The sequence below is a fragment of the Campylobacter sp. BCW_6463 genome (genome assembly GCF_001762785.1).
Lineage (GTDB): Bacteria > Campylobacterota > Campylobacteria > Campylobacterales > Campylobacteraceae > Campylobacter_D > Campylobacter_D jejuni.
Genome location: NZ_MJXL01000041.1, coordinates 38,566 through 62,787, shown reverse-complemented (window position 1 = coordinate 62,787; position 24,222 = coordinate 38,566). Strand labels below are relative to the sequence as shown.

The window sequence follows — 24,222 nt, the reverse complement described above, 5'->3', positions numbered from 1 at the left end:
TAATTTGTAATTATGGCTAAAAATTGCAGTGTTTTTGCTTAAAGATCTTAAATTGTAGACATTTTAAGCAAAATTTTGAAATAATACAACTTAAAAATATATTTTATCAAAAGAAGAAATTATTATGAAAACTTTAACTATTATCGATACTTTTGGATTTTTTTTCAGACTTTACTACGCATTAAAAGGTTTTAAAAATTCACAAGGACAAGCTAGTGGAATGATTAGCGGTTTTGCAAATTTTATTTATAGCTTAAAAAATGAACATAAAAGTGATTATATTGTTTTTGCATTAGACTCCAAAGGAAAAACTTTTCGTAGCGAAATTGATCCAAACTATAAACAAAATCGCACTCCACCACCACCTGAACTTCTAGAACAAATTCCAATTTGCATAGAGATGATAGAAAAAATGGGTTTTATAAGCGTTTCTAGGGAAGGTTATGAAGCCGATGATATCATCGCTTCTTTTGTAAAAACTTGTGAAGATAGGGATATTTTTGTACGCATTATCACTCAAGATAAAGATCTTTATCAACTCATAAAAGATGGTAAAACAAGTATTTATAGCCCTATTTCTAAAAACGACTATGATGAAGCAGCGTGTTTAGAAAAATACGGAGTAAAACCTCATCAAATCAGAGATTTTTTAGCTCTTTGCGGAGATAGTTCTGATAATATTCCAGGCGTTAAAGGTATAGGCGCAAAAGGAGCCAAAACCTTACTTGATGAATTTGGCAGCATAGAAGGAATTTATGAAAATTTAACCCTAGTACGCAACGAAAGAAGTCGTAATTTGCTTTTAGAGGGTAAGGAAAATGCATTTTTAAGCAAAAAATTAGCTTCTTTGTATGAAAATTTAGAAGTGCAAGATCTTATAGAAAAAGCCACTTATCCTGATGAAGAACCTCTTTTAAAAATACTTGAAATTTTAGAACATTACGAACTTAATGCTTTGCTTAAAAAACTGCGTCAAAATCCTGATAATAAAGATAAAAATTTAGGTTTTAAAGCCACTTTAATACAAGATGAAAACAAACTTTTTGAAATTTTAAATACTCTTGATAAAGAAAGTATTATTGCTTTTGATACCGAAACTACAGGACTTGATACAAAAGAGGCAAAAATTGTTGGTTTTAGTTTTTGTATGAGTGAAAACGAAGCCTTTTATGTGCCTTTAACTCATAATTATCTTGGAGTAGGTGAGCAAATCTCATTGCAAAATGCCAAAAAAGCCATAGAACTAATCTTTAATCATTTTGTTATAGGGCACAATCTCAAATATGATTTTAAAATCATTCAAAATAATTTTGGATTAAATTTACCTCAAAAATACGCAGATACAATGATTTTAGCATGGCTTAAAAATCCTTCTTTAAGAGTAAATATGGATGATTTAGCCTTAAGACTTTTTAATTACGAAACCTTGCATTTTGAAAGCCTTGTTAAAAAAGGAGAAAATTTTGCAAGTGTAGAACTTGAAAAAGCTTGCAAATACGCCGCAGAAGATGCTTATATCACGTTAAGATTTTATCTTTATTTTTTAAAAAATCTTGAAACTCCTTTATTAGAACTTGCTAAAAACTGTGAATTTGATTTCATTAAAATCATTATGATGATGGAAGAAAATGGCATAAAGCTTGATACAAATGCACTTGAAGCCCTTATGAAAAAATTTGAAAATGAAATCAAAAATTTAAGTGAAGAAATTTATACTCTTTGTGAGGATAGATTTAACCTAAACTCACCTAAACAAGTAGGTGATATACTTTTTGAAAAACTTAAACTTCCAAGTGGAAAAAAAGGAAAAACAGGATATTCTACCGATGAAAAAGTTTTAAATGCACTTTTAGATAAACATCCTGTAATTGCCAAAATTTTAGATTATAGAGAACTTGCCAAACTTTATTCCACTTATTGCGAACCTTTGTTAAAACTAGCGTTAAAAGATGAAAATTCACGCATTTACTCAAGTTTTTTACAAACTGGAACTGCAACGGGTCGCCTTTCATCTAAAGATCCAAATTTGCAAAATATTCCTGCACACGGACAATACGCAAAAGATTATAAATCTTGCTTTGTAGCTAAAGATGGATTTAGTTTTATCTCTCTTGATTATTCTCAAATCGAACTGAGAATGCTTGCACATTTTAGCGAAGATGAAAAACTTTTAAATGCTTTTGCTAACGATGAAGATATACATGCAAGAACAGCTATAATGATTTTTGGAGAAAGCAATTATGAAACCAGAAGTGTTGCAAAAAGTATAAATTTTGGACTTATTTATGGCATGGGCTATAAAACTTTAAGTCAAAATTTAAAAATAGAAGCTCATTTAGCCAAATCTTATATAGAAAAATATTTTGAAAATTTTACTAGCATTAAAAAATATTTTGAAACAGTTAAAAACGAAGCTAAACAAAATGGTTTTATCACTACTTTAAGCGGTCGCAAGCGTTATTTTGATTTTGAAAATGCAAAACCTATGCAAATTGCCATGTATGAAAGAGAAAGCATTAATTCAATCTTGCAAGGTTCAGCAGCAGATGTAATCAAACTTGCAATGCTAGAAATCAATAAAGAATTAAATGAAGACAAAAAGCTTATTTTGCAAATTCATGATGAATTAATTTTTGAAGTAAAAGATGATTTATGTGAAAATTTTGTAAAAAAAACTAGAGATATTATGGAAAATATAGTAAAATTAAAAATAAAATTAAAAACAAGCTCAAGTATTGCCAAAAATTGGGGCGATTTAAAATAATCAAGGAGATATTTATATGGATCTTTCAACCATACTGGGAATGGTGCTTGCAGTTACTAGTATTTCAGTAGGAGATATACTAGAAGGTGGTAATCCTTTACATGTTGTACATCTTTCTTCCTTTCTTATAGTTATGCCAACAGCTGCATTTTGTGCAATGACTTCTACACATAAAAAAATTGTAAAAGCAGCTTATAAAGAACTCAAAGTTGTCTTTAAAGGCTCTGGAGTAAATCTACCTGAAAGGATAGCCCAGTTAATAGAATTTGCCATTATTGCAAGAAGAGATGGGCTTTTAGCATTAGAATCAAGAACCAATGAGATTGAAAATGAATTTTTAAAAAATGCTATGATGATGCTTGTAGATGGTAAAAGCTTTGAAGAAATTCACGAAAGCATGGAAATACAAACCGAACAACTTGAAGAGCATTATAAAGAATGTGCAGAATATTGGATAGTATTTGGAGAAACTTGCCCTACCATGGGACTTGTTGGAGCGGTTTTTGGTCTTATTCTAGCTCTTAAATTGCTAGACAATCCTCAAGCAATGGCAGCGGGTATTTCAGGTGCTTTTACAGCTACGGTTACTGGGATTTTTGGTGCTTATGCGCTTTTTGCACCTTGGGGAAGAAAAATGAAAGCTAATGGAATGGATCTTGTAAAAGAGCAAATTGTCATCACTGAAGCCATAAAAGGAATTGCAGAAGGTGCGAATCCTAGAGATTTGGAAGCTAAGCTTTTTAATTTCTTAAGTCACGATGATCCAAAAATTTCACAATTTGACAAAGGTTAAAAATGGCCAAGAAACATAAATGTCCAGAATGTCCTGCAGGTGAAAAATGGGCTGTACCTTATGCAGACTTTCTAAGTTTGCTTTTGGCGCTTTTTATTGCTCTTTGGGCAATTTCTAAAACAAATCCTGCTAAAGTAGAGGCTTTAAAAACCGAATTTGTTAAAATCTTTGATTATACCTCTACTCAAACAGTCAAAGAAGAGAGCAAAACCCAAGAAAAATATAAGGGTGCAGCAAAAGAAGAAAGTGATGAACTCAAATCGTTAAAACAAATGACTATGACACAGCAAGAAACCATCAAACGTCTTCAAGCGGCTCTAGATCAAAGCGACAATCAGGTTGCTCTTAACCTTCCATCCAAAGTTGAATTTGAAAGAGGTAGCGCTCAAATCGTTTCAGCTGATATACAAGATTATTTAAAACGTATGGCTGAACTAACAACATATTTGCCACCTCAAGCAAAAATAGAAATTAGAGGCTATACAGACAATAGCGACTCTATTATAAGAAGTTATGAACTCGCCTACCAAAGAGCAGAAAATGTATTAAAATATTTTATAGAAGGTGGAGCAAATTTGAAAAATATTAGCATTAAAAGCTACGGGCTTAATAATCCCATCAATGGAAATCCGCAAGCCTTAGAAAATAATAGAGTAGAAATATATTTTAAAGTCGATACAGCAGATACAAGCACTCAAAAATCTGTTCTTGAACTTATCAATAAAATAGGAACTAAAACACCTTAAAAGTTTTAGTTTCCTTTTTTTACTTGACCAGCTAAACGACTCTTATTATTTGTATTATAAACAAATCCTAGCACCTCAGCTACAGCTTTAAACATTTCCCTAGGAATAAGATCATTAACATCACAAGCTTTATAAAGCTCTCTTGCTAAAGGAGGATTTTCATAAACCACAACATTATTTTCATAGGCTACTTGTTTTATGCGAAGAGCGAGAAAATCCACTCCTTTGGCAACAACCCTAGGGGCTTGTTCTTTACTTGTATCATAACGAATAGCTACGGCATAATGCGTTGGGTTTGTGATCACCACATCCGCACCTGCAACATCTTGAACCATACGACGACGCGCAGCTTCCATTTGAAGTCTACGAATTCTACCTTTAACCTGAGGATCTCCTTCCATTTGTTTATACTCATCTTTTATTTCTTGTTTGCTCATACGCAAACCTTTAAAATACTGAAAACGCACCAAAAAAACATCTAAAACAGCAATAATTAAAAAAGCAACTATAACAATAGCTGCTAAAACAATAGCTCTGTCTCTTAGCCAAGTAAGCTGTGCAACCATAGTATAAAGCTCAACTCTTGGAAGCTCTTGCATAAATTTAAGTAAAACTATAAAAGCTATAGTAAAAACAATACCCACTTTTAAAATAATTTTTATACTTTCAACAATTTTTTTCAATGAAAAAAGGTTTTTTAAACCTTTTAGAGGATTGATTTTTCCTAAATTTGGCATAATAGGTTTAGTTGTAAAAATAAAACCAAATTGCATAATATTTCCCAAAACCCCAGCAATCATAATACTTAAAACAATAGGTGCAAGAATAATTAAAACCTCAAAAATGCTTTTAATCATAATGGCTTGAATAATACGCAAATCAAATTCAACACCAATAAAACTTTGATAGTATCTATATAAATTTACAATTCTCTCGCCCATAAAACTCATCATAAGTAAAGTTATAGTTACTCCAATTATCAAAGTTACAATAGCTGCCGCATCTTGAGACTTTGGAACATTACCTTCTTTACGCGCATCTTCTATCTTTTTGGACGTGGGTTCTTCTGTTTTTTCTTGATCTTCGCCTGCCATATTTTAGCCTAAGTAAAAATTTTAATATGTGTGTAAAATTATAGTAGAAAATTTATGAATTTCAATTAAAGAATAAAAATGAAGAAAAAGCCTCATGAAGAGGCTTTATACTAAGAAATTAAAGTTTAGCTTCGTTTTTACCAAGATATTCAGCCACGCCTTTAGGGTTAGCTTTCATACCTTCATCGCCCTTATTCCATCCTGCAGGACAAACTTCACCATGCTCATTTGTAAAAAGCATAGTATCAACCATTCTTAACATTTCATCTATATTTCTACCTAGTGGTAAATCATTAACCACAGCATGGCGAACTGTTCCATCAGCATCAAGCAAGAACGAACCACGAAGGGCAACTGCTTCTGCATAAAGTACATCAAAATTTCTAGCAATCTGCTTAGTTAAGTCAGCAACAAGCGGAAATTTAACCTGACCAATACCACCTTGATTTACTGGAGTATTTTTCCAAGCAAAATGTGAAAATTCATTATCTCCTGAAATTCCAATTACTTCAATACCGCGGTTTTTAAATTCTTGATATCTTTTGTCAAAAGCTATAATTTCTGAAGGACAAACAAAAGTAAAATCTTTTGGATAAAAGAATACTACCGCTCCTTTTGGGCCTATGTTTTTGTAAAGATTAAAATCTTGAACAATTTCATTGTTTCCTAATACCGCTGGAGCAGTAAAATCTAAAGCTTTTTTAGTAACTATCATATTTTCTCCTAAATAATAAATTTTATTGATAACGAAATTATATCGTTTAAATCTTTATTTTTTTTTAAATATCCAAAATAATATTAAAAATTTAAGAAAGTTATAATTATTATCAAATAAGGTAAATTTTGATTATCAAAATTTACCTTATTTAAGAATTTTATGCTAAAATCATTTAAATCTTAATATTAAAAAGGAGAAAAAATGGCTGTAAAAATTACAGATATATGTATTGCTTGTGGTTCTTGTATTGATGAGTGTCCAGTGAGTGCTATCGTTGATGATGCTAACAATCCAGAAGGTGAAGATAGATATTATGTTTATGCAAACAAATGCGTTGAATGCGTAGGACATAATGATCAACCAGCCTGTGCTAGCGCTTGCCCAACAGATGGATGTATAGTTTGGAGTGCTGTAGAATCAGGACAACCAAGTCGTGATAATATTGGCGCTGATATGAGAAGTGGGGACACTCCAGTTTTTGCATAATTTTAAAAAAAGAAAAAGCTAGGAATCTCTAGCTTTTTCTTTTAATTTAACTTTCTTTAAACAAATTCAAGTATAATTTTAAGCTTTATTAAAACAAGGAGTTATTACAAAGATGGAAAAAACTTTATCTATAATTAAACCTGATGCTGTTAAAAAAGGTGTTATAGGAAAAATTTTAGATCGTTTTGAAAGCAATGGATTAAGAATCGCTGCAATGAAAAAAGTTCAACTTAGCAAAGAACAAGCTGAAAATTTTTATGCTGTTCATAAAGAAAGACCTTTTTTTAAAGACTTGATTGAATTTATGATTAGCGGTCCTGTTGTTGTTTCTGTACTAGAAGGAGAAGGTGCCGTATTAAAAAATAGAGATTTAATGGGAGCGACAAATCCTAAAGAAGCTAAAGCAGGAACAATTAGAGCCGATTTTGCTGAGAGTATTGATGCTAATGCTGTTCATGGAAGCGACAGCTTGGAAAATGCAAAAATAGAAGTTGAATTTTTCTTTAAACCAAACGAAATTTGCTAAATGAAAATCCCTTTTTCTAAGATTAATACAAAGGAATATCCTTTTAAACTTAATCTTGAGAATATGATTTTTGAAGGAAATTTAGTAAAAATAAATCCTAAGCTTGTTAAAATAAATGCTATTATGCAAGGTTTTATCTATAGACCTTGTGATAGTTGTGGAACTGAGTTAGAACTTGAAATTAAAGAAAATTTAGAACTTTTTGCAAGTGATGGTATTTTTAAAGATGAAGCAAACAAATTGAGCAATACTATAGAATTTTTCGATGGACATATTGATTTAATAGAAGTTGCTATCAGCGAGCTTGAAGCTTATTTGAGTGATTATTTTTATTGCATAAATTGCAATAATTAATTAAATTTTATAAAGGAGAAAAAATGGCAGTACCAAAGAGAAGAGTGAGCAAAACTCGTGCAGCTAAACGCAGAACTCACTATAAAGTTAGTCTTCCTATGCCTATAAAAGACAAAGATGGAAGCTACAAAATGCCTCACCGTGCGAATCCAACAACTAAGGAATATTAAAATCAATGATTAACATTGCCATTGATGCAATGGGTGGTGATTTTGGAGAAAAACCCATTATAGAAGGCGTTTTAAAGGCACTAGAAGCAAAACCTTTTAACGCTATCTTAGTGGGAAATTCTAAAATTCTAAAACCTTTAATACCAAAAAAATTAGAGCAATATATACAATACGAAGAAGCTAGTGAAATTTTTTCGATGAATGAAAATGCCACAGATGCTTTAAAAAATAAAGAAACAACCATATACAAAGCTATTAATTTATTAAAAGAAAAAAAAGTAGATGCTGTAGTTTCAGCGGGTCATAGTGGAGCAAGTATGTCTTTGGCTACCTTAAGGCTTGGAAGACTTAAAGGTATTTCAAGACCTGCTATTGCCACTTTAATGCCAAATATCGTTAACAAAACTTTACTTTTGGATGTTGGAGCTAATACAGATTGTAAAGCTGAAAATTTATTTCAATTTGCCATAATGGGTGAAGTTTATGCTAAAGAAATTATGCAAATTCAAAAACCACGCCTTGCTTTACTTTCTAATGGTGAAGAAGAATGCAAAGGTAATGAACTTACCAAAGAAAGTCATCAGCTTATGAAAAAAATTCCAAATTTTATAGGTAATGCTGAAGGTAGAGATATTTTCAATGGTGAAATAGATGTTTTAGTCTGCGATGGTTTTGATGGAAATGTTATCTTAAAGGCTTGTGAAGGTGTGGCAACAGCTATTTTTCAACTTCTAAAAAACGAAGTAAAGCAATCTTTTATTTCTAAAATAGGTGCTTTACTTATGAAGCCATCTTTTAAAAAATTAAAAAAACACACAGATTGGCAAGAATATGGCGGAGCACCCCTTCTTGGAGTTAATGGCTGCGTGATCATAAGTCATGGAAAAAGCGATTCTAGAGCTATTAAAAATGCAATTTTTCAAGCTATAAATTTTAGCCAATCTCATATCAATAAATTTATAGAAAATGAACTTGGGAAATACAATGCTTAAAGCCAGTCTTAAAAGTATAGCTTCTTATATTCCAGAAAAAATTTTAAGCAATGCTGATCTTGAAAAAATGGTAGATACCACCGATGAATGGATCACTAGACGCACAGGTATTAAAGAAAGGCGCATTGCTAGTGAAAATGAAAATACTAGCGATTTGGGCACAAAAGCTGCATTAAAAGCCATAGAAAGAGCAAATTTAAAACCTGAAGATATTGATGCGATTCTTGTAGCTACTTTAAGTCCTGATTATTTTACTATGCCTTCAACGGCTTGTAAAATTGCTTCAAATTTAGGACTTGTAAATATTAGCGCTTTTGATATTTCAGCAGCTTGTTCTGGTTTTATCTATTTGCTTGAACAAGCTAAAGCCTTAGTAGAAAGTGGTTTGAAAAAAAATGTTTTAATCATAGGAGCTGAAAAAACAAGTTCAATTATGGATTACAATGACAGAAGTATTTGCATACTCTTTGGAGACGGTGCAGGTGCTGGAGTTGTAAGTTTGGATAATGAAAATCATATCCTTGATGTACATACTGCAAGCAATGGTAATTATGGAGATCTTTTAATGACTCAAAGATCGCAAAAATCAAGCCTATGTCAAACACTTTCTATGCAAATGAAAGGCAATGAAGTTTTTAAAATAGCAGTAAACACGCTTAGTAATGATGTTGTAGAAATTTTAGCTAAAAATAACATTTTAGCACAAGAAATTGATCTTTTTATTCCTCATCAAGCTAATCTACGCATCATTAAAGCCGTCCAAGAAAAACTCAATCTAAGCGATGAAAAATGTGTGATCACTGTACAAAAATATGGCAATACTTCAGCTGCTTCTATACCTATGGCAATGAATGATGCCTATGAAGAAGGTCGACTTAAAAAAGGAAATCTGATCTTACTAGATGCTTTTGGCGGTGGTTTTACTTGGGGATCTGCGCTTTTAAAATTTGGAGGAGAGAATTTTTAATTCTCTCTTAGCTTTCCAAAAGCTTGAATTTCTACCAAATAACCCTCTGCTAAAGCACTTCCTACACAAGCTCTAACAGGTTTAGGATAATTTTTAATCCAAGCATCATAAATTTCATTCATTGCATCAAAATCTTGCATATTAGCTAACCAGATTTGAATTTGAATCAAATCTCCTTTGTTTGCGCCTATTTTTTCAAACAAAGCATCAAGTTCTGCAAGCGCTTCTTTAGTTTGTTTTTTAATATCTCCGCTAGGTTCAAAAGCCACTTGTCCTGCAGTCTTAAAATATTTATCAAAAACAATAATTTGCGACATTCTATCGCACTCATCAAAACGCTTTATCATGCATATTTTCCTTGAAATTCTTTCATAAATTCACACAAGGTTTTTACCTGATCCAAATTAAGCGCATTATAAATACTTGCACGAATTCCTCCTAAAATTCTATGTCCTTTAAGTCCTATCATTCCAGCTTCTTCGGCTTCCTTTACAAAAAGAGGCTCTAAATCTTTATTTTTAGCAATATTAAAACTCACATTCATTAAAGATCTATCCTTTTTATCTGCATGTCCTTTATAAAATCCATTACTTAAATCAATACATTCATAAAGCATAGTAGCTTTTTGAGAATTTTTCTCATGCACTTTATCAAGCCCACCTTGATTTAAAAGCCAATCCATTTCAAGATTAAACATATAAATGGCAAAGGTTGGAGGCGTGTTAAACAAGGACTGATTCTCAGCATGAGTCAAATAATTTAACATACTAGGAATTTGTTTATTTTTAGATCTTTCTAACATATCTTTACGGATAAAAATACAACTTAAACCCGAAATTCCAGCATTTTTTTGCACTCCGCCATAAAAAAGAGCAATATTTGAAAAATCTACTTTTCTAGAAAAAAAATCACTCGATGCATCCACAATCAAAGGAGTTTTAGTTTTAGGATAATTTTGATATTGAGTGCCGTAAATAGTATTGTTAGAACAAATATAAGCATAATCAGCATTATCGCTAAATTCCACTCTAGGAATATGATCGAAATTACTTTCCTCACTACTTGCTACGGTTTTAACATTGACACCTAAAATTTGTGCTTCTTTAATCGCTTTTTTTGTCCAAACTCCTGTATTTGCATATTCACAAACCCCATTTAAAGCTAAATTCATAGGAATCATAGCAAATTGCAAACTTGCTCCACCTTGTAAAAATAATACTTCATAATCATCATTTAACTCGTAAAGTTTTTTAGCTTTCTCTTGTGCTCCAAAATGCACTTCTTCAAATACTTTTGTGCGGTGAGAAATTTCCATTATAGAATAACCCCTACCCTGATAATCACAGAGTTCTTTTTGAGCTTGCTCTAAAATTTCTAAAGGTAAAGTCGATGGCCCTGCACTGAAATTGATTTTTCTCATAATCTATCCTTATAAAATTTTTGCTTCTTTTTGAGAAGTTTGAGAACTTAAAATAACGATATCATCACTCTTAAGATCTTCTAAATTTGCTATTTTACCATTTTTTCTGATACAAATAAACTTTTTGCTTTTATTAAAAAAATTCTCATGTTGCAAATAAGCATTTTGCAATTTATCTAATTTTAATTCATTATAACGCATTTGATTTGCCAATAGATGATTTAATTGCTTTTCTATATTATGGCTTTGTTTTATTTTTTCATCTATTATTTTTGGCAAAGAATTAAATTTGAAAAATTTGCTTAAATTTAAAAGCAAATTTTCATAATTTTGTATTTTATAATTCCAAAGTTGCATTAATTTTTCTTCCATTAAATCCAAACTTTGCTCTATATCCAACTTAGAATAAAACAAAGTATCTATAGCAGCTGAAGGCGTTGGAGCTCTAAAATCTGCAACAAAATCACTAATAACATAATCAATCTCATGTCCTATGGCTGAAATAATAGGAGTTTTTGCTTTAAAAATCTCTCTTGCTAAATTTTCATCATTAAAACAAAAAAGATCTTCTCTGCTTCCTCCACCACGTGCTATAATAAGAACATCTAAATCCATATCATCGGCTTTTTTTAAAGCTTGTATAAGAGAAAAAGGAGCATTATTTCCTTGAGTTAAAGCATCAAAAATATAAATTTTTGCCAAAAAATATTCTTTTTGGTGAATAAGTTTTAACATATCTTGCAAAGCAGCAGAAGTTTTTGAAGTGATAATGCCTACTTTTTTAGGAAATTTTGGCAAAGATTTTTTAAAGCGTGGATCAAAAAGTCCTTCTTTTTGCAAACGCTCTTTTAAAGCCAAAAACTGTGCTTCCAAATCCCCAAAACCTGCTTTTTTCATACTAGTAGCGATAAATTGATAACGACCACTTTCAGGATATAAACTTACACTTCCACAAAGCTCTAAAAAATTCCCCACAGCTGGTTTAAATCCGACTTTTAAATTAGCTCCTTTAAACATAGCACAAGCAATGCTTGATCTTTCATCTTTTAAATCAAAATACCAATGTCCTGAACCATGCAAAGTAATTTTTGAAATTTCTCCACTTAAAACTATATCATCAAAATGTGTTTCTAATAAAGCCTTTGCTTTAAGATTTAATTCTGTTGGTGTCATAGTTTTTTTGCTATAAACATTGAACTCACGCCAAAGCTAAAACTTTTATAATCAAGTATTTCAAAACCAGCATTTTTAAGTTCTAAGATGAACTCTTCCTTACTTAAAAATCCTTCAATAGAGTTTGGCAAATACTCATAAGCACTTTTATTTTTACTGATTATCCCACCTATACTTGGTAAAATATTTTTAAGATAAAAATCTCTACAAGCTGCTATAAATCCACCCTTTTCTCTTTTTGTAAATTCCAAAACTACCAAAATACCATCTTTTTGAAGTACTCTAGCAAATTCACTTAAGGCTTTTTGTCTTTCTACAACATTGCGAATGCCATAACTAATGCTTAAAATATCTAAACTTTGACTTTCTAAAGGTAAATTTTGCGCCCCTGCTTCTATAAATTCGACATTTGGAAATTTTTCTTTTGCAATATTTAGCATGCCACTACTTGGATCAATACCTTTAATATTTAAAATATTTTTTTCCATTTTTAAAGCACTCTCTTGCCAAATCTCTATCATATCCCCTGTGCCACAGGCAATATCAGCGATTTTTAAATCTTTTTTTAAATACAAACTCATCACTCTTTGACAAGCTTTTTTGCGCCACGCTACATCAGCTCCAAAGCTTAAAATTCTATTCGCCTTATCATAAGTAGGTGCAATTTGATTAAACATTTCTATAATTTTTTCTTGTTTTTGCATTTTTATCCTTTGTAAATTTTCAAATTTTTACTTGATTTTTTAAGCAATTTGCAAAATTTATTTTTATTATTGATTATTTTCGAAAAAATATTTTTATCTCTATCTTTGCAATATTTTTCATAAAGTTTGTTTAAATTTTTTATCTCTAAAAAACGATAAAAATATTCTAAAAATATTGCCAATTCAAAAAAACTATTTTCAAAAAGCTCTAAATCAAAATTTTTTAGTATATTTTTTCTAAATAAAATAATTTTTTTTCTAAGTTCTAACGCAACAAGTTGTTTAAAAAACCTATCTTTGCAATCGCCTTCATAAAAAGAATTTTCCTTTATGAAAAAATCAAAATCATTAAACAAATCTTGGATTTTTTCATCGCTTAAAAATAGCAATAAATCTTGATTTGAATTTTCACTTGCTAAAATATCTTGAGTTTTTTTCGTTATATCTTTAAACTTTAAAGCCAAAATATTACTCAAATTTTTATCTAAAATAGTATTCATGCTTGATAAAACTATATACAAACTTCTTGAACAAAATAAAAATTCACATAAACTTTGCTTATCTTTTCTCTCTAAAGATAAAGTCCAATAAAATTTTAATTTTTTAAATAAATAAAATAAAAAAATCCTAAATCCATCATAAGCATTAATATAATTTGGAAAATCCAAGCTAAAATTCTGATTTTTTTCTATAATTTTAAAACATTTCTCTATATCAAACTTTTGATATTCAAAACCATATAAAACGATATGTTTAGAATTTAAATCATGATGTAATTCTTTTTGAATTTTAAAATCTTTAGGAATTTTAAATTCATTGGAACTATCCAATGTTGGAAAAAATATTTTTAAAATACAAATTTTAGGCTCTTCATACATATCAATATAACTTTTTAAAGAGCAAAATTTAAATTCGAAGCGTTCTTTTTTAATACTCTTTCCTATAATCTTTTTTCGAGCTTTTTCAAATTTTTTTTTAGAAATTTTCTCTTCTTGATTCTGTTCTAAAATTGAATTATTAAATTTTGTAATTTTATAAAATTCATTGCAAAAACTTTGAAATTTAACACTATGATTTGAAGTTATTTGAGTATAAAAAGTTTCAAATTTAGAATTTCGAAAAGGTATATTATCTTTTTTTAAATTCCCTAAAAGAGTACAATCAGATAGTAAAAAGTTTTTTTGAATTTCATAAACCATTAAAATAACCCTTAAAATATATGGGTTATTTTAACCTTATTTTGCTTAATGACACTTTTTACAACTATCAACATAAGCACAAACGGACAGATGATTGATGAGATTGCCTATCTTTTTTTCTAAATGCTCTTGATATTCATAAAGCTTAGCATCTTTAAAACTTAAATCCTCTATACCACCACATTTGGCGCAAACAACATGAATATGTTCTTCTTCATAGATATCGTAACAAGTTTTTTGATTTAAAACATTGATTTCAACAACTAAACCTTGTTCTTGTAAAGTATTAAGATTTTTATAAACCGTCGCTAAAGAGATTGAAGGGTATTCTTTTTTAATTTCTGTATATAATTCATCAATATTAGGATGCTCATGTCTTTTTAAAATTTTTAAAACACATAGTCTTTGCGGAGTAGCTTTTAACTCATGTTTTTTAAGCATTTGTAGTAATTCCATTGTATTTATTCCTTGCTTTTTTAAGTGGAAATAATAATAAAATTTTTATTAAAAGAAGTTTATATTAAATAATATTTTTTATTATTTAATGATAAAATTTTAAAACTTTCGTCAACAAACTATTGACATCTTTTTCTAGATTTTTTTCCACCTCACTTGTTTTTCCATGTTCAATAAATTTGTCTTCATATTCAAAGCTAATAACTTTTACATGCAAATCATATTTTTGTAAAAAATTATTAATTAAACTTTCTATACCGCCAATTTTAACATTTTCACTAAAAATAAACCAAATTTTACTTTTTTTAGCAAGCTCACACAAAAGCTCTTCATCTAAAGGTTTAGCAAAAATTAAATCAATCAAATTAGCATTATTATTCATTTCTTGCAAGGCTCTTAAAACTTGCCACGCTTTTGCCACACCTTGTCCATAACCTAAAAAAGCAATTTCACTACTATTTTTTACAAGCCATTGCGCCTTACCAAGTTTTATCTCACAAGGATTAAATTCTTTATCCAAAATAAAACTCCCTCTAGGATAACGAAAAGCAATAGGTCCTTGATGTAAATAAGCATACTCCATTATATTTTGCATCATTTGTTCATCTCTTGGAGCTAAAAGAGTGAAATTTGGCAAAGGAGCTAAAAAACTAAGATCAAAAACACCTTGATGCGTCTCCCCATCTTCGCCTACTATCCCTGCTCTATCCATAGCAAAAACCACATTTAAATTCATAATCGCACAATCATGAATCACTTGATCATAAGCACGCTGTAAAAAGGTGCTATATATTGCAATAAAAGGTTTAAATCCTTCTTTTGCCATAGCGGCCATAGAAGTTACTGCATGCTGTTCTGCAATAGCCACATCCCAAAAACGATTTGGATATTTTTCTATAAGCTTATCAAGACCTGTTCCACTTGGCATAGCCGCCGTAACCCCAACAATATTTTCATATTTTGAGGCTAAATCAAGCAAATTCTTAGAAAAAATTTCAGTAGCAGATTTTTTAGCATCACTTTTTTTAACACTCTCTCCACTATCTATATCAAAAGCTCCCACCCCGTGCCATTTAGCATGTTTTCCTTCAGCTAAAGCATAGCCTTTACCCTTTATGGTTTGAGCATGTATCACACAAGGCTTTTGCATAGCTTTTGCTTGTTTTAATGCAGAAATAATTTCACCTAAATTATGTCCATCAATAGGCCCTATATATTCAAGCCCTAATTCTTCAAACAAAAGCCCAGGAGTAATAAGTTTAAAACTCTCTTCAAAACGCTTGGCCATATAAGTAGCACTATCAGGCAATATATCCAACATTTTAGCAATACGCTTTTTAAAACTTTGATAAAACTGCGTTGCCATAGCCTGAGAAAGATACTTTGAAATTGCTCCAATTGGTTTTGAAATACTCATTTCATTATCATTTAAAAGTATTACGCAAGGAAATTTAGAATCACCCAATTCATTTAAAGCCTCATAGGCCATACCCGCACTTAAAGCACCATCTCCAATCAAAGCAACAGGAATACGTTTTTCACCCTTTAAAGCAATGGCCTTACAAGCACCTACTGCCAAAGAAATAGAGGTGCTAGAATGCCCTGCTACAAAATAATCTCCCTCGCTAGGTTTTGTATAACCACTTAAACCATTGATTTGTCTTAAAGTATCAAATATTTCTTCTTTTCCGCTTAAAAGCTTGTGTGTATAAGATTGATGTGACACATCAAAAATAAAAGGATCTTTTTTTGCATCAAAAACCAAATGCATTGCTATACTAAGTTCTACAGCACCCAAATTTGAACTTAAATGTCCACCATTTTTACTCACAACTTGTATGATTTTTTCACGTATAGATGCTGCTAAATTTTCTAATTCTTTTAAACTTAGCTTTTCTAACTCTTCTTGAGTATGGGCAAATTTTTTACTCATTATTCACCATTTTTTTAATTTTAGTTAGACGAGAGTTAAGATTGGATTCTATATTGCCTGCGTCACTTATAATAATAACACTTCCTTTGCTAATTGCATCATCAAGACTTATTTTAATATGAGCATTCTGATCAAATTGCTCTTTTAAATACTCATAATCCTCTGCATTAACCTTAAGCTCAATTGCACTAGCACCCTTAAGCTCGCCGATTAAATCTTTGGCCAAAGCATAAGCTATCTTACTTGAATTTAGTTCAAGTTCTTTTAAGATTACTTCTTTAGCGATATCTATAGCAGTATCTGCTAATTCTTTCTCGTTTTTTTCTATAAAATTTTCAAGATTTTCACAAGCATTATCGAGCTTGGCTATACTTTTTAAATACTTATCTTTAAAATCACTCAATTCCTTTTGAAATTCTTCTTTTGCTTTCTCATAACCTTCTTTGGCAAATTTTTCTTTAGCATTTTCAAGTTCTGAATTTAAGCGGTTATTAAATTCATTCTCTTGACTTTCTATTTGCATTTGAAGTTTAATAATATTGCTTGACATTTCATCTGTTTTTTTAAGCAAATCTTCAACAAAACTTGGTTGAAATGTTGGAATTTGAGTTTCCATAACAGCTTGCGTAGGGGCAATAGCATGATTTTCTTCGACTGGTTTTTCATCATTTAAAGATATATTAGCATTTTCTTCATCTGGAGTTTGAGTATGTTTTTTTTCACCTATATGATTATCAAATTCTGAAATAACTTTAAAACGATATCCTTCAACAACATGCTGATCAGAAGCCCCACCAGAAATTACATTGCTACGATTAACCATCTCTCACCTACTCTATCATTTCATCCGCATCGCCTGTTTGAACAAGACCTTGTTCTGCAAGTTTTTGCACCACTTCAACAACCTTTCTTTGTGCATCTTCAACATCTTTAACACGCACAGCACCCAAAAAACCCATTTCTTCAAGAAAAGCTTCGCTTGCACGCGTAGACATATTGGCTAAGAATTTTTGCTTTAACTCTTCACTTGCGCCTTTTAAACCTATCATTAAATCACGCTTATCAGCTACTTTTAAAATTTCTCTTATAGCTTGAGTACTAAGTTTTTGTATATCATCGAAAGTGAACATAAGCTCTTTAATAGTCTCTGCTAAGCGTTCATCACTTTGTTCAATATAAGTAATGGTTGATTTGCTTGCTTTTTGTCCCAAACGATTAAGCACTTCTGCTACTGCTCTTGGGCCGCCCACTTCAACCTTATAAGAGGTAAGACTTTCAAGCTTGCTTTCTAGCACTGCAGAAACTCTTTTAATAATACTTGGAGAAATATCGCCAAGATTTGCCATTCTTATAACCACCTCAGCCCTTAATTCATCACTAAAATACTCTAAAGTTTCTGCCGCATGAATAGAATCCATGTGTGCCAAAATAAGAGCGATGGTTTGTGGGTGCTCTTTGGTAATAAAGTCTGCAAGTTGCTGTGGTTTAATTTGCGCCAAATAAGCAAAATTTTGATTATTCTCCATACTTTTAGTGAGTTTTTCAAGAATTTTATTTGCAATCTCTGGTCCAAAAGTACGAAAAAGTATTTCTTTAGCATATTCCAAACCACCGCTTTTAATATATTGATTTGATTGAAGCAGAGTGTAAAATTCTTCTAAAACTGCAGTAGCTACGGATCTATCAACATTTTTAGCCATAGCAATATAACGTGAAATTTCTGTAATTACATCAATTTCCATATGTGAAAACACAGAAGTTGTTGCATCTTCGCCAAGTTGTATAAGAAATATCGCCACCTTTTCAGGCATCGATAAATCATCATAGACCATTTTTTGTTCTTCACTTAGCTTTATCATCACATATCCTTTTCACCAAATTCACTATCGTTTTGAATTAAATTTTGCAAAAGTGCAGCAATTTCCTCGCTTTTATCACTTACCAAACCACGCAATTTTTCAAGCAAAACCTCATACTGGATAGAATCTTCATTGAAATTATCTCCAAAACCAAGTTGTTCTTCAACTTTTTTCCTTGCTGCATTCATTTTTTCCAAAGTATCTTCAACATCATCTAAAACAGCATTTGGACCTTGCTGCATTTCTTCTTGCGCTGCGACATCTTCAAGCATTTTTTGAGTAAATGGAGTAATAACTTTTTTGTAAAAAATAAAAAGTAAAATCGCTGCAATAAAATACTTAACCGGTGGAATAAACGGCTCAATAAAACGATTATAAAAAGTTTTAACTTTACTCTCAACTCTAATCGACTCACGATGAAATGGTAAATTTTGAACTACAACACTATCACCTCTAGTAGCACTAAAATTAATAGTATTTTTAACTATACTCTCAACACTTGCAAGCTCTTCTTTGGTTAATGGAACATATTCGCTTTTCACATCCCCATTTTCATCAACCACATCTTGATATTTTCCATCTATAGTAACAGCTGCTGAAGTGCGTAAAACTGTTGCAAATTGTTTTTTGGTATTTGTAATAGTTTTAGAAAGTTCATTATTCGTAGTAACTTGATTTTTTTTATAAGTGTCAATTTGACCCTTATTGTCAAGTCCTTCAACAGGACCTATATTAGAAACAGCACCTGGAACACCCTGAATTTCTGGATCTTTTCTACCTGTTCTTTCCTCGTTTAAAGTTTGCTCGCTACGCACTATAGGATTTGGATCATAAATTTCACTTTGAGATTCTTGCTTGGAAAAATCAAAATCTATATTTACACTCACTTTTACTTTATCCATACCACCTGCAAAAGGAGCTAAATTTTCTATAATCTTATCTTCTAAAGCTTTTTCTTGATCACTTTTAAATTTAATTTGCGCACGAACCAAATCATCTTCATATGCTTCTTGCTCATCTAAAGGCACACCACTTTGATCACTAATCTTAACATTTTCTTTAGTAAGTTTTGGAACCGCCGCTGAAACAATATTTTTTATACCATCAATTTGTTTTCTAGTAAGCTTTAAGCCTTCGCGAACATTAACAACAACTGAAGCTGTAGGCGGAATTTGCCTTTCGGTAAAAACACTATCTTTAGGAAATGCTATGTGTACAACAGCGCTACGAATAGGTTCTAAAGTCTCAATAGTTCTTGCAAGTTCGCCTTCTATGGCTCTTTGGTATTTTACCTTTTGTTCTTCATTTGTAGCTCCAAAAGCTTGAGTATCAAAAGCTTCAAAACCCACGCGACTATCTTTTATAAGACCTTCGCTTGCAATAAACATTCTTTGACGATAAACCTGATCTTGTGGAACTAAAATTTTATTTTCACTTTCTAATTTATAGGGAATATTATTTTGTTCAAGTTTAGCTACAATTGCAGCAGAAGAACTTGGACTTACATTTTCAACTAAAACTGCATATCCATTATTTGCATTACTACCACTTCCGCGAAATAAAGCTAAAAAAACCAAAAACCCAACCACCACTACAATAGATGCAGCAATCACTATACGCTGCTTGCGAGTTAAATTTTGATAAAGTTGCCCAATTTGATGAAACATATTTTTAAAATCCATTAATTCTCATCCCTTAGTTTGGCGAATTTTACATATTTTTATTTGATTTATATCTATCTTAAAATCTTATCAAATTCTGTAAAAAATCTTTCATTTTCATAAGATGTTCCTATAGTAATGCGTATAGCATTTAAACCATAGCTTTTTAAATTTCTTATTATTATACCCTTTTTAAGCAATTTTTCAGACAAATCTGTACTATTTTTTTCATCAAAAAAATAAGTGATGAAATTTGTATAACTATCAATGATTTTGATATTATGTTTTTTAGCAAATTCTTTATAAAGCTCCATTTGAGAAAAATTATTCTCTAAAGTTTTTTCAGTAAATTCATCATCATCCATTGCTGCAACTGCTGCTTTTAAAGCAAGATTGCTCACATTAAAAGGCGCACGAAGCTTGTAAAATGCACTAATAATACTAGCATCAGCTATGCCATAACCAATGCGTAAGCCTCCTAATCCATAAAGCTTAGAAAAAGTTCCCAAATAAAGTACATTGTCAAATTCTTTAATCAATTCACAAGGTTCTAAATGTTTTTTGCTATCTTTAAAACTTGCAAATTCATTATAAGCTGCATCAATCACAACTAAACAATCCTCCTCCACACCTTTAATAAATTTGGTCACTTCACTTGCATCCAAACACTCGCCTAAAGGATTGTTTGGCAAGCATAAGAAAATGAGTTTAATTTCATCTTTGTGCGTTTCATAAAGCTTTTTAAACTCATCTAAATTATGAGTAATGCTTTGAGTTTTATAGCACTTTGCACCGCATTGTTTGGCGTAAATTTCATACATAGCAAAGGTAACTCCAGCTTGCAAAAAAGCATTTTTAGAATTTAACTTAGCATGTATAGCAAATTCAATCACTTGATCACTGCCTGCACCGATAATAATATTTTCATTTTGAACTTTGTATTTTTGAGCCAATGTGCTTTTAAGTTCTATCATACTATCATCAGGGTAAAGATGGGCTTTGTTTGCATTTTGTCTTAAACATTCTATAGCTTTTGGTGGCGTGCCAAAAGGATTTTCATTACTTGCTAATTTTATCACTTCTTTAACGCCATATTCTTTAGCAATAACTTCTATATCTTTGCCGGGTTCATAATTGCTTAAATGATTTAAAAATTCATTAAATTTCATCTTTCTCTCCTGATAAATAAGATCCAAGCCAAACAATCTCTTGTATATCTTTTAAAGCTTTTTTTACATTTTCATCATCAATATGCCCTTCAAAATCTATATAAAAACTGTGTAAAAATTCTTTTGATTTTACAGGACGAGATTCAAGCTTGGTAAGATTGATATTTTCTTTTTTAAACTGCTCTAATAAAAAGCTAAGCCCCCCAGGTTTATGTGCTGTGTGTGCTAAAATAGAAGTTTTACAATTTGGCATTTTAGGATTTTTAATATCGCTTAAAATTAAAAATCTTGTTTTATTGGCTGCATTATCTTCTATTTTATCAAAAAGCACAGGCACATTATAAAGCTTAGCCGCTATTTTAGAGCAAATTGCTGCTGCATATTTATCTTGCGAAGCTAGATAAGCCGCATTAGCTGTAGATTTTGAAGGAACAAATTCTATAGCACTAAGTTCATGACTTTCTAAAAATTTACGACATTGATTATAACCTTGTGGATGCGAATAAATACGTTTGATTTCTTTTAAATTTTCATTAATTCCCACAAAAGAATGATGAATATCCATATAAATTTCACCAAAAATTTTAAGCTCATTATACCTACCTAGACAATCTAAAGTAATACCTACTGCACCTTCGGTATTATTTTCTATAGGCACAACACCGTATTTTGCTTCTTTGTTGCTTAACTCTTTAAAAACATCTTCGATATTAGCCAAGGCTATATAACGACTCATCGCTCCAAAACGACTTCTTGCTGCTTGATGAGTATAAGTTCCTTCAGGCCCTAAATAAGCTATAGTTTGAGGCATTTCTAAATTTCTTGAAACTGCAAAAATTTCTTGATAAATTGCCTCTATGGCATTTTGATCTAAAAGTCCTAAATTTGCATTTTTTAAACGATTGATAATGGCTCTTTCGCGCTCAGGACGATAAATACTTCCCCCGCTACTTTGTTTAAGCTCGCCTATGCTTTTAACATAAGTCATTCTTTCGTTTAAAAGTTCTAAAATTTTATCATCAACCGCATCGATTTTATTTCTAAATTCTTCTAAATTTAGCATTTTAGCTCCTTTAAAAACTCAAAAACACTAGGATAAACTCCATCAAGCAAATCCGTATCAAGCCCTTTTGTGTCGCTTATTTTGCCGCTTAAAACTAACAAGGTTTTCATGCCGAGTTCTTTTGCCTTAAGCAAATCTCCTCTAAAATCATCACTAATGATTTTAATATCTTCAAAATCGATTTTTGAATTTTGTCTTCTTATCAAATTTAAAGCTTCTTTATAAAAAGCAATGCTAGGCTTACCCACAACCTCGTATTTAAAATCAATAGCATTTTTAAGCATAGCCATAATGCTACCTACACCAGGATAAGGCCTGCCATCTTTTTTATAAATGCTAGTTTCGTGCATAGCTATAAACCTAACTTCTCTTCTAGCAAATTCTATCATACTAGCAAAATCTTTAAATTTAAAATCATCATAACTAGCTACAAGCACAGCACTAGGATTTACAAAATCAAGTTCAAAACCAAGATTTTCAAGACTTTTTACAAACTCATCTGCACCAAAAGCCACAACTTTACAAGGTTTTAAAAGGTGTTTTAAAACGCTAAAAGGATCAATATAAGCATTTTCTTTTATAGCCAATCCTTTTTGCTGTAATTTTTCTAAAAAATCAAGTTTTTTTGTATTGTTAGTAATAATAACATAAGGAAGATTTTTTGCATTTAAAAAATCGATCAATTCTTTAGCACCATGGATTAAACTCTTATCATGATCAGAAATTAAAGTCCCTTGAACATCTAAAAAAAACATTTTAAGCCTTTAAAAATTTCTCTTCTAAAACGATTTGATTTTCAAAATTTTCTCTTTGACGGATCAATCTTACCTGTCCTTCTTCAAGGGCTAATTCGCAAACTTTATTACGAGTATTGTAGTTACTACTCATGCTAAAACCATAAGCTCCAGTATTTTTAATAACCATTATATCACCACTTTGAGTGCTAGGTAAAGACCTTGCTTTAGCAAAAAAGTCTCCACTCTCACAAATTCCACCTACAACATCACATAAACTCTCTTGGGCTTGAGTATAAGGTAAGATTATTTCATGATAAGCCTCGTATAAACTTGGGCGTATAAGATCATTCATCGCTCCATCTACTACAACAAAACGCTTGGTTTTATTTTGTTTTTCATAAAGTACTGAACAAACAAATTCTCCACTTTTAGCAACTAAATACCTTCCAGGCTCCATTCCTATGGTTAAATCAAGCCCATGAAGTTGTGCTAATATACCTTGTGCATAATTATAAAGATCAACTTCACACTCATCTTTTTCATAAGCCACACCCAAGCCACCGCCTATATCAAAAAATTTAAGATCGATTTGCAAGGCTTTTAACTCTCTTACAAGTTTTGCGACAATGGCTGCTGCTTCATGAATAGGAGAAATATCTAAAAGTTGCGAACCTATATGAAAATGCACTCCAACAGGCTCTAAAAAAGATGAATTTTTTGTATAAAGATACATTTTTCTTGCTATATCAATTTCAACACCAAATTTATTTTCATTTAATCCTGTAGAAATATAAGGATGAGTTTTTGCATCAACATTTGGATTAACACGAATACTAATTCTTGCCTTTAGATTAAGTTCTTTAGCCACACTTTCTAAAAGCATCATTTCAGCTTCGCTTTCAAGGTTAATATATAAAATATCATATTCTAAAGCTTGTCTTAACTCTTCTTTGGTTTTTCCTACTCCACTAAAAATAATCTTATAAGCTTTTGCCCCTGCTTTTAAGGCACGCTTTACCTCGCCTATACTCACACAATCAAATCCACTATCTAAATTTGCAAGCATTTGCAACAAACTTAAATTTGAATTGGCTTTTACAGCATAAAAAATTTGAGATTTTCTAGCCTTAAAAGCCTCTTTGAGATTTAAAAAACGCTCTTTTATGAAATCAAAATTGTAAATATAAAAAGGAGTATTAAATTCTTGCTTTAATTGTTTATAATCCATATTTAACCTT

Annotated in this window: 25 protein-coding genes; 9 read left to right on the top strand and 16 right to left on the bottom strand. The window is 30.9% G+C overall.

Annotation, left to right across the window (positions count from 1 at the left end):
* The first annotated feature begins 124 nt into the window (after positions 1 to 124).
* Genes polA through motB form a run of 3 tightly spaced genes read left to right on the top strand, consistent with a single transcriptional unit; the run spans position 125 to position 4,303 of the window.
* The gene (gene polA / locus AJ884_RS04465; RefSeq protein ID WP_070233660.1) at positions 125 to 2,764 is read left to right on the top strand and encodes a DNA polymerase I; all 2,640 of its coding nucleotides are present in this window, start codon (positions 125 to 127) and stop codon (positions 2,762 to 2,764) included.
* A 16-nt stretch (positions 2,765 to 2,780) separates the two neighbouring features.
* The gene (gene motA, locus AJ884_RS04460) at positions 2,781 to 3,557 is read left to right on the top strand and encodes a flagellar motor stator protein MotA (protein WP_002854170.1); all 777 of its coding nucleotides are present in this window, start codon (positions 2,781 to 2,783) and stop codon (positions 3,555 to 3,557) included.
* Positions 3,558 to 3,559: 2 nt separating this feature from the next.
* Positions 3,560 to 4,303, top strand: a complete 744-nt coding sequence (gene motB, locus AJ884_RS04455) for a flagellar motor protein MotB (protein ID WP_002861111.1) — start codon at positions 3,560 to 3,562, stop codon at positions 4,301 to 4,303.
* Positions 4,304 to 4,308: 5 nt separating this feature from the next.
* On the opposite strand, the gene flhB is transcribed toward motB, so the two are convergent.
* Both flhB and AJ884_RS04445 read right to left on the bottom strand, forming a co-directional pair.
* Positions 4,309 to 5,397: a flagellar biosynthesis protein FlhB gene (gene flhB, locus AJ884_RS04450; RefSeq protein WP_002861110.1), complete on the bottom strand. Its 1,089-nt coding sequence runs from the start codon at positions 5,395 to 5,397 to the stop codon at positions 4,309 to 4,311.
* Positions 5,398 to 5,515: 118 nt separating this feature from the next.
* Positions 5,516 to 6,112 (bottom strand): peroxiredoxin, encoded by a 597-nt coding sequence (locus tag AJ884_RS04445; RefSeq protein WP_002854219.1) that lies wholly within the window; start codon positions 6,110 to 6,112, stop codon positions 5,516 to 5,518.
* Between the two features lie 204 nt (positions 6,113 to 6,316).
* Here AJ884_RS04445 and AJ884_RS04440 point away from each other — a divergent pair, with 204 nt between their 5' ends.
* The 6 genes from AJ884_RS04440 to AJ884_RS04415 all read left to right on the top strand — a co-directional run bounded on the left by AJ884_RS04440 (position 6,317) and on the right by AJ884_RS04415 (position 9,610).
* The gene (locus AJ884_RS04440; protein WP_002854354.1) at positions 6,317 to 6,601 is read left to right on the top strand and encodes a DUF362 domain-containing protein; all 285 of its coding nucleotides are present in this window, start codon (positions 6,317 to 6,319) and stop codon (positions 6,599 to 6,601) included.
* Positions 6,602 to 6,713: 112 nt separating this feature from the next.
* Positions 6,714 to 7,127: a nucleoside-diphosphate kinase gene (gene ndk / locus AJ884_RS04435; protein WP_044780421.1), complete on the top strand. Its 414-nt coding sequence runs from the start codon at positions 6,714 to 6,716 to the stop codon at positions 7,125 to 7,127.
* Positions 7,128 to 7,481: a hypothetical protein gene (locus tag AJ884_RS04430; protein WP_070282973.1), complete on the top strand. Its 354-nt coding sequence runs from the start codon at positions 7,128 to 7,130 to the stop codon at positions 7,479 to 7,481.
* Between the two features lie 23 nt (positions 7,482 to 7,504).
* Positions 7,505 to 7,651, top strand: a complete 147-nt coding sequence (rpmF, locus tag AJ884_RS04425) for a 50S ribosomal protein L32 (protein ID WP_002858674.1) — start codon at positions 7,505 to 7,507, stop codon at positions 7,649 to 7,651.
* Positions 7,652 to 7,656: 5 nt separating this feature from the next.
* Complete coding sequence (gene plsX / locus AJ884_RS04420; RefSeq protein ID WP_070233661.1) at positions 7,657 to 8,643, top strand: phosphate acyltransferase PlsX; 987 nt, start codon at positions 7,657 to 7,659, stop codon at positions 8,641 to 8,643.
* On the top strand, positions 8,636 to 9,610 hold the full coding sequence (locus AJ884_RS04415) for a beta-ketoacyl-ACP synthase III (RefSeq protein WP_002858639.1): 975 nt from the start codon (positions 8,636 to 8,638) through the stop codon (positions 9,608 to 9,610). The genes plsX and AJ884_RS04415 overlap by 8 nt, the downstream gene beginning before the upstream one ends.
* Here AJ884_RS04415 and AJ884_RS04410 read toward each other — a convergent pair.
* The 14 genes from AJ884_RS04410 to lysA all read right to left on the bottom strand — a co-directional run bounded on the left by AJ884_RS04410 (position 9,607) and on the right by lysA (position 24,212).
* Positions 9,607 to 9,957 (bottom strand): RidA family protein, encoded by a 351-nt coding sequence (locus AJ884_RS04410; protein WP_002854323.1) that lies wholly within the window; start codon positions 9,955 to 9,957, stop codon positions 9,607 to 9,609. The two genes, AJ884_RS04415 and AJ884_RS04410, sit on opposite strands and share 4 nt — an antisense overlap.
* Positions 9,954 to 11,030, bottom strand: a complete 1,077-nt coding sequence (gene serC / locus AJ884_RS04405; RefSeq protein WP_002858670.1) for a phosphoserine transaminase — start codon at positions 11,028 to 11,030, stop codon at positions 9,954 to 9,956. The genes AJ884_RS04410 and serC overlap by 4 nt, the downstream gene beginning before the upstream one ends.
* A 9-nt stretch (positions 11,031 to 11,039) precedes the next feature.
* Positions 11,040 to 12,203: an exodeoxyribonuclease VII large subunit gene (xseA, locus tag AJ884_RS04400; RefSeq protein ID WP_002859429.1), complete on the bottom strand. Its 1,164-nt coding sequence runs from the start codon at positions 12,201 to 12,203 to the stop codon at positions 11,040 to 11,042.
* Complete coding sequence (gene ubiE, locus AJ884_RS04395) at positions 12,200 to 12,907, bottom strand: bifunctional demethylmenaquinone methyltransferase/2-methoxy-6-polyprenyl-1,4-benzoquinol methylase UbiE (RefSeq protein ID WP_070233663.1); 708 nt, start codon at positions 12,905 to 12,907, stop codon at positions 12,200 to 12,202. Before ubiE ends, xseA begins: the two co-directional genes overlap by 4 nt.
* A gap of 2 nt (positions 12,908 to 12,909) precedes the next feature.
* Positions 12,910 to 14,106, bottom strand: a complete 1,197-nt coding sequence (locus AJ884_RS04390) for a hypothetical protein (RefSeq protein ID WP_070233664.1) — start codon at positions 14,104 to 14,106, stop codon at positions 12,910 to 12,912.
* A 45-nt stretch (positions 14,107 to 14,151) separates the two neighbouring features.
* Positions 14,152 to 14,562, bottom strand: coding sequence for a peroxide-responsive transcriptional repressor PerR (gene perR / locus AJ884_RS04385; protein ID WP_070233665.1), 411 nt, complete (start codon positions 14,560 to 14,562; stop codon positions 14,152 to 14,154).
* Between the two features lie 85 nt (positions 14,563 to 14,647).
* On the bottom strand, positions 14,648 to 16,495 hold the full coding sequence (dxs, locus tag AJ884_RS04380; protein WP_070233666.1) for a 1-deoxy-D-xylulose-5-phosphate synthase: 1,848 nt from the start codon (positions 16,493 to 16,495) through the stop codon (positions 14,648 to 14,650).
* Complete coding sequence (fliH, locus tag AJ884_RS04375) at positions 16,488 to 17,318, bottom strand: flagellar assembly protein FliH (RefSeq protein WP_070233667.1); 831 nt, start codon at positions 17,316 to 17,318, stop codon at positions 16,488 to 16,490. Before fliH ends, dxs begins: the two co-directional genes overlap by 8 nt.
* A gap of 7 nt (positions 17,319 to 17,325) precedes the next feature.
* Positions 17,326 to 18,354 (bottom strand): flagellar motor switch protein FliG, encoded by a 1,029-nt coding sequence (gene fliG / locus AJ884_RS04370; protein WP_002854670.1) that lies wholly within the window; start codon positions 18,352 to 18,354, stop codon positions 17,326 to 17,328.
* On the bottom strand, positions 18,354 to 20,036 hold the full coding sequence (gene fliF / locus AJ884_RS04365) for a flagellar basal-body MS-ring/collar protein FliF (RefSeq protein ID WP_002861099.1): 1,683 nt from the start codon (positions 20,034 to 20,036) through the stop codon (positions 18,354 to 18,356). Before fliF ends, fliG begins: the two co-directional genes overlap by 1 nt.
* A 53-nt stretch (positions 20,037 to 20,089) precedes the next feature.
* Positions 20,090 to 21,184 carry a histidinol-phosphate transaminase gene (hisC, locus tag AJ884_RS04360; protein ID WP_002922251.1) on the bottom strand — a complete coding sequence of 365 codons (1,095 nt, stop codon included), beginning with the start codon at positions 21,182 to 21,184 and terminating at the stop codon, positions 20,090 to 20,092.
* Positions 21,174 to 22,247 (bottom strand): prephenate dehydratase, encoded by a 1,074-nt coding sequence (gene pheA, locus AJ884_RS04355; RefSeq protein ID WP_070239982.1) that lies wholly within the window; start codon positions 22,245 to 22,247, stop codon positions 21,174 to 21,176. Before pheA ends, hisC begins: the two co-directional genes overlap by 11 nt.
* Positions 22,241 to 23,002: an HAD-IIA family hydrolase gene (locus tag AJ884_RS04350; RefSeq protein WP_070239980.1), complete on the bottom strand. Its 762-nt coding sequence runs from the start codon at positions 23,000 to 23,002 to the stop codon at positions 22,241 to 22,243. The genes pheA and AJ884_RS04350 overlap by 7 nt, the downstream gene beginning before the upstream one ends.
* A gap of 1 nt (position 23,003) precedes the next feature.
* Positions 23,004 to 24,212, bottom strand: a complete 1,209-nt coding sequence (gene lysA, locus AJ884_RS04345) for a diaminopimelate decarboxylase (RefSeq protein ID WP_070239978.1) — start codon at positions 24,210 to 24,212, stop codon at positions 23,004 to 23,006.
* Positions 24,213 to 24,222: the final 10 nt, after the last annotated feature.

Coding starts and splice junctions, on each gene's coding strand:
- polA (WP_070233660.1), top strand. CDS start 125: ATGAAAACTTTAACTATTATCGATACTTTTGGATTTTTTTTCAGACTT.
- motA (WP_002854170.1), top strand. CDS start 2,781: ATGGATCTTTCAACCATACTGGGAATGGTGCTTGCAGTTACTAGTATT.
- motB (WP_002861111.1), top strand. CDS start 3,560: ATGGCCAAGAAACATAAATGTCCAGAATGTCCTGCAGGTGAAAAATGG.
- flhB (WP_002861110.1), bottom strand. CDS start 5,397: ATGGCAGGCGAAGATCAAGAAAAAACAGAAGAACCCACGTCCAAAAAG.
- AJ884_RS04445 (WP_002854219.1), bottom strand. CDS start 6,112: ATGATAGTTACTAAAAAAGCTTTAGATTTTACTGCTCCAGCGGTATTA.
- AJ884_RS04440 (WP_002854354.1), top strand. CDS start 6,317: ATGGCTGTAAAAATTACAGATATATGTATTGCTTGTGGTTCTTGTATT.
- ndk (WP_044780421.1), top strand. CDS start 6,714: ATGGAAAAAACTTTATCTATAATTAAACCTGATGCTGTTAAAAAAGGT.
- AJ884_RS04430 (WP_070282973.1), top strand. CDS start 7,128: ATGAAAATCCCTTTTTCTAAGATTAATACAAAGGAATATCCTTTTAAA.
- rpmF (WP_002858674.1), top strand. CDS start 7,505: ATGGCAGTACCAAAGAGAAGAGTGAGCAAAACTCGTGCAGCTAAACGC.
- plsX (WP_070233661.1), top strand. CDS start 7,657: ATGATTAACATTGCCATTGATGCAATGGGTGGTGATTTTGGAGAAAAA.
- AJ884_RS04415 (WP_002858639.1), top strand. CDS start 8,636: ATGCTTAAAGCCAGTCTTAAAAGTATAGCTTCTTATATTCCAGAAAAA.
- AJ884_RS04410 (WP_002854323.1), bottom strand. CDS start 9,957: ATGATAAAGCGTTTTGATGAGTGCGATAGAATGTCGCAAATTATTGTT.
- serC (WP_002858670.1), bottom strand. CDS start 11,030: ATGAGAAAAATCAATTTCAGTGCAGGGCCATCGACTTTACCTTTAGAA.
- xseA (WP_002859429.1), bottom strand. CDS start 12,203: ATGACACCAACAGAATTAAATCTTAAAGCAAAGGCTTTATTAGAAACA.
- ubiE (WP_070233663.1), bottom strand. CDS start 12,907: ATGCAAAAACAAGAAAAAATTATAGAAATGTTTAATCAAATTGCACCT.
- AJ884_RS04390 (WP_070233664.1), bottom strand. CDS start 14,106: ATGGTTTATGAAATTCAAAAAAACTTTTTACTATCTGATTGTACTCTT.
- perR (WP_070233665.1), bottom strand. CDS start 14,562: ATGGAATTACTACAAATGCTTAAAAAACATGAGTTAAAAGCTACTCCG.
- dxs (WP_070233666.1), bottom strand. CDS start 16,495: ATGAGTAAAAAATTTGCCCATACTCAAGAAGAGTTAGAAAAGCTAAGT.
- fliH (WP_070233667.1), bottom strand. CDS start 17,318: ATGGTTAATCGTAGCAATGTAATTTCTGGTGGGGCTTCTGATCAGCAT.
- fliG (WP_002854670.1), bottom strand. CDS start 18,354: ATGATAAAGCTAAGTGAAGAACAAAAAATGGTCTATGATGATTTATCG.
- fliF (WP_002861099.1), bottom strand. CDS start 20,036: ATGGATTTTAAAAATATGTTTCATCAAATTGGGCAACTTTATCAAAAT.
- hisC (WP_002922251.1), bottom strand. CDS start 21,184: ATGAAATTTAATGAATTTTTAAATCATTTAAGCAATTATGAACCCGGC.
- pheA (WP_070239982.1), bottom strand. CDS start 22,247: ATGCTAAATTTAGAAGAATTTAGAAATAAAATCGATGCGGTTGATGAT.
- AJ884_RS04350 (WP_070239980.1), bottom strand. CDS start 23,002: ATGTTTTTTTTAGATGTTCAAGGGACTTTAATTTCTGATCATGATAAG.
- lysA (WP_070239978.1), bottom strand. CDS start 24,212: ATGGATTATAAACAATTAAAGCAAGAATTTAATACTCCTTTTTATATT.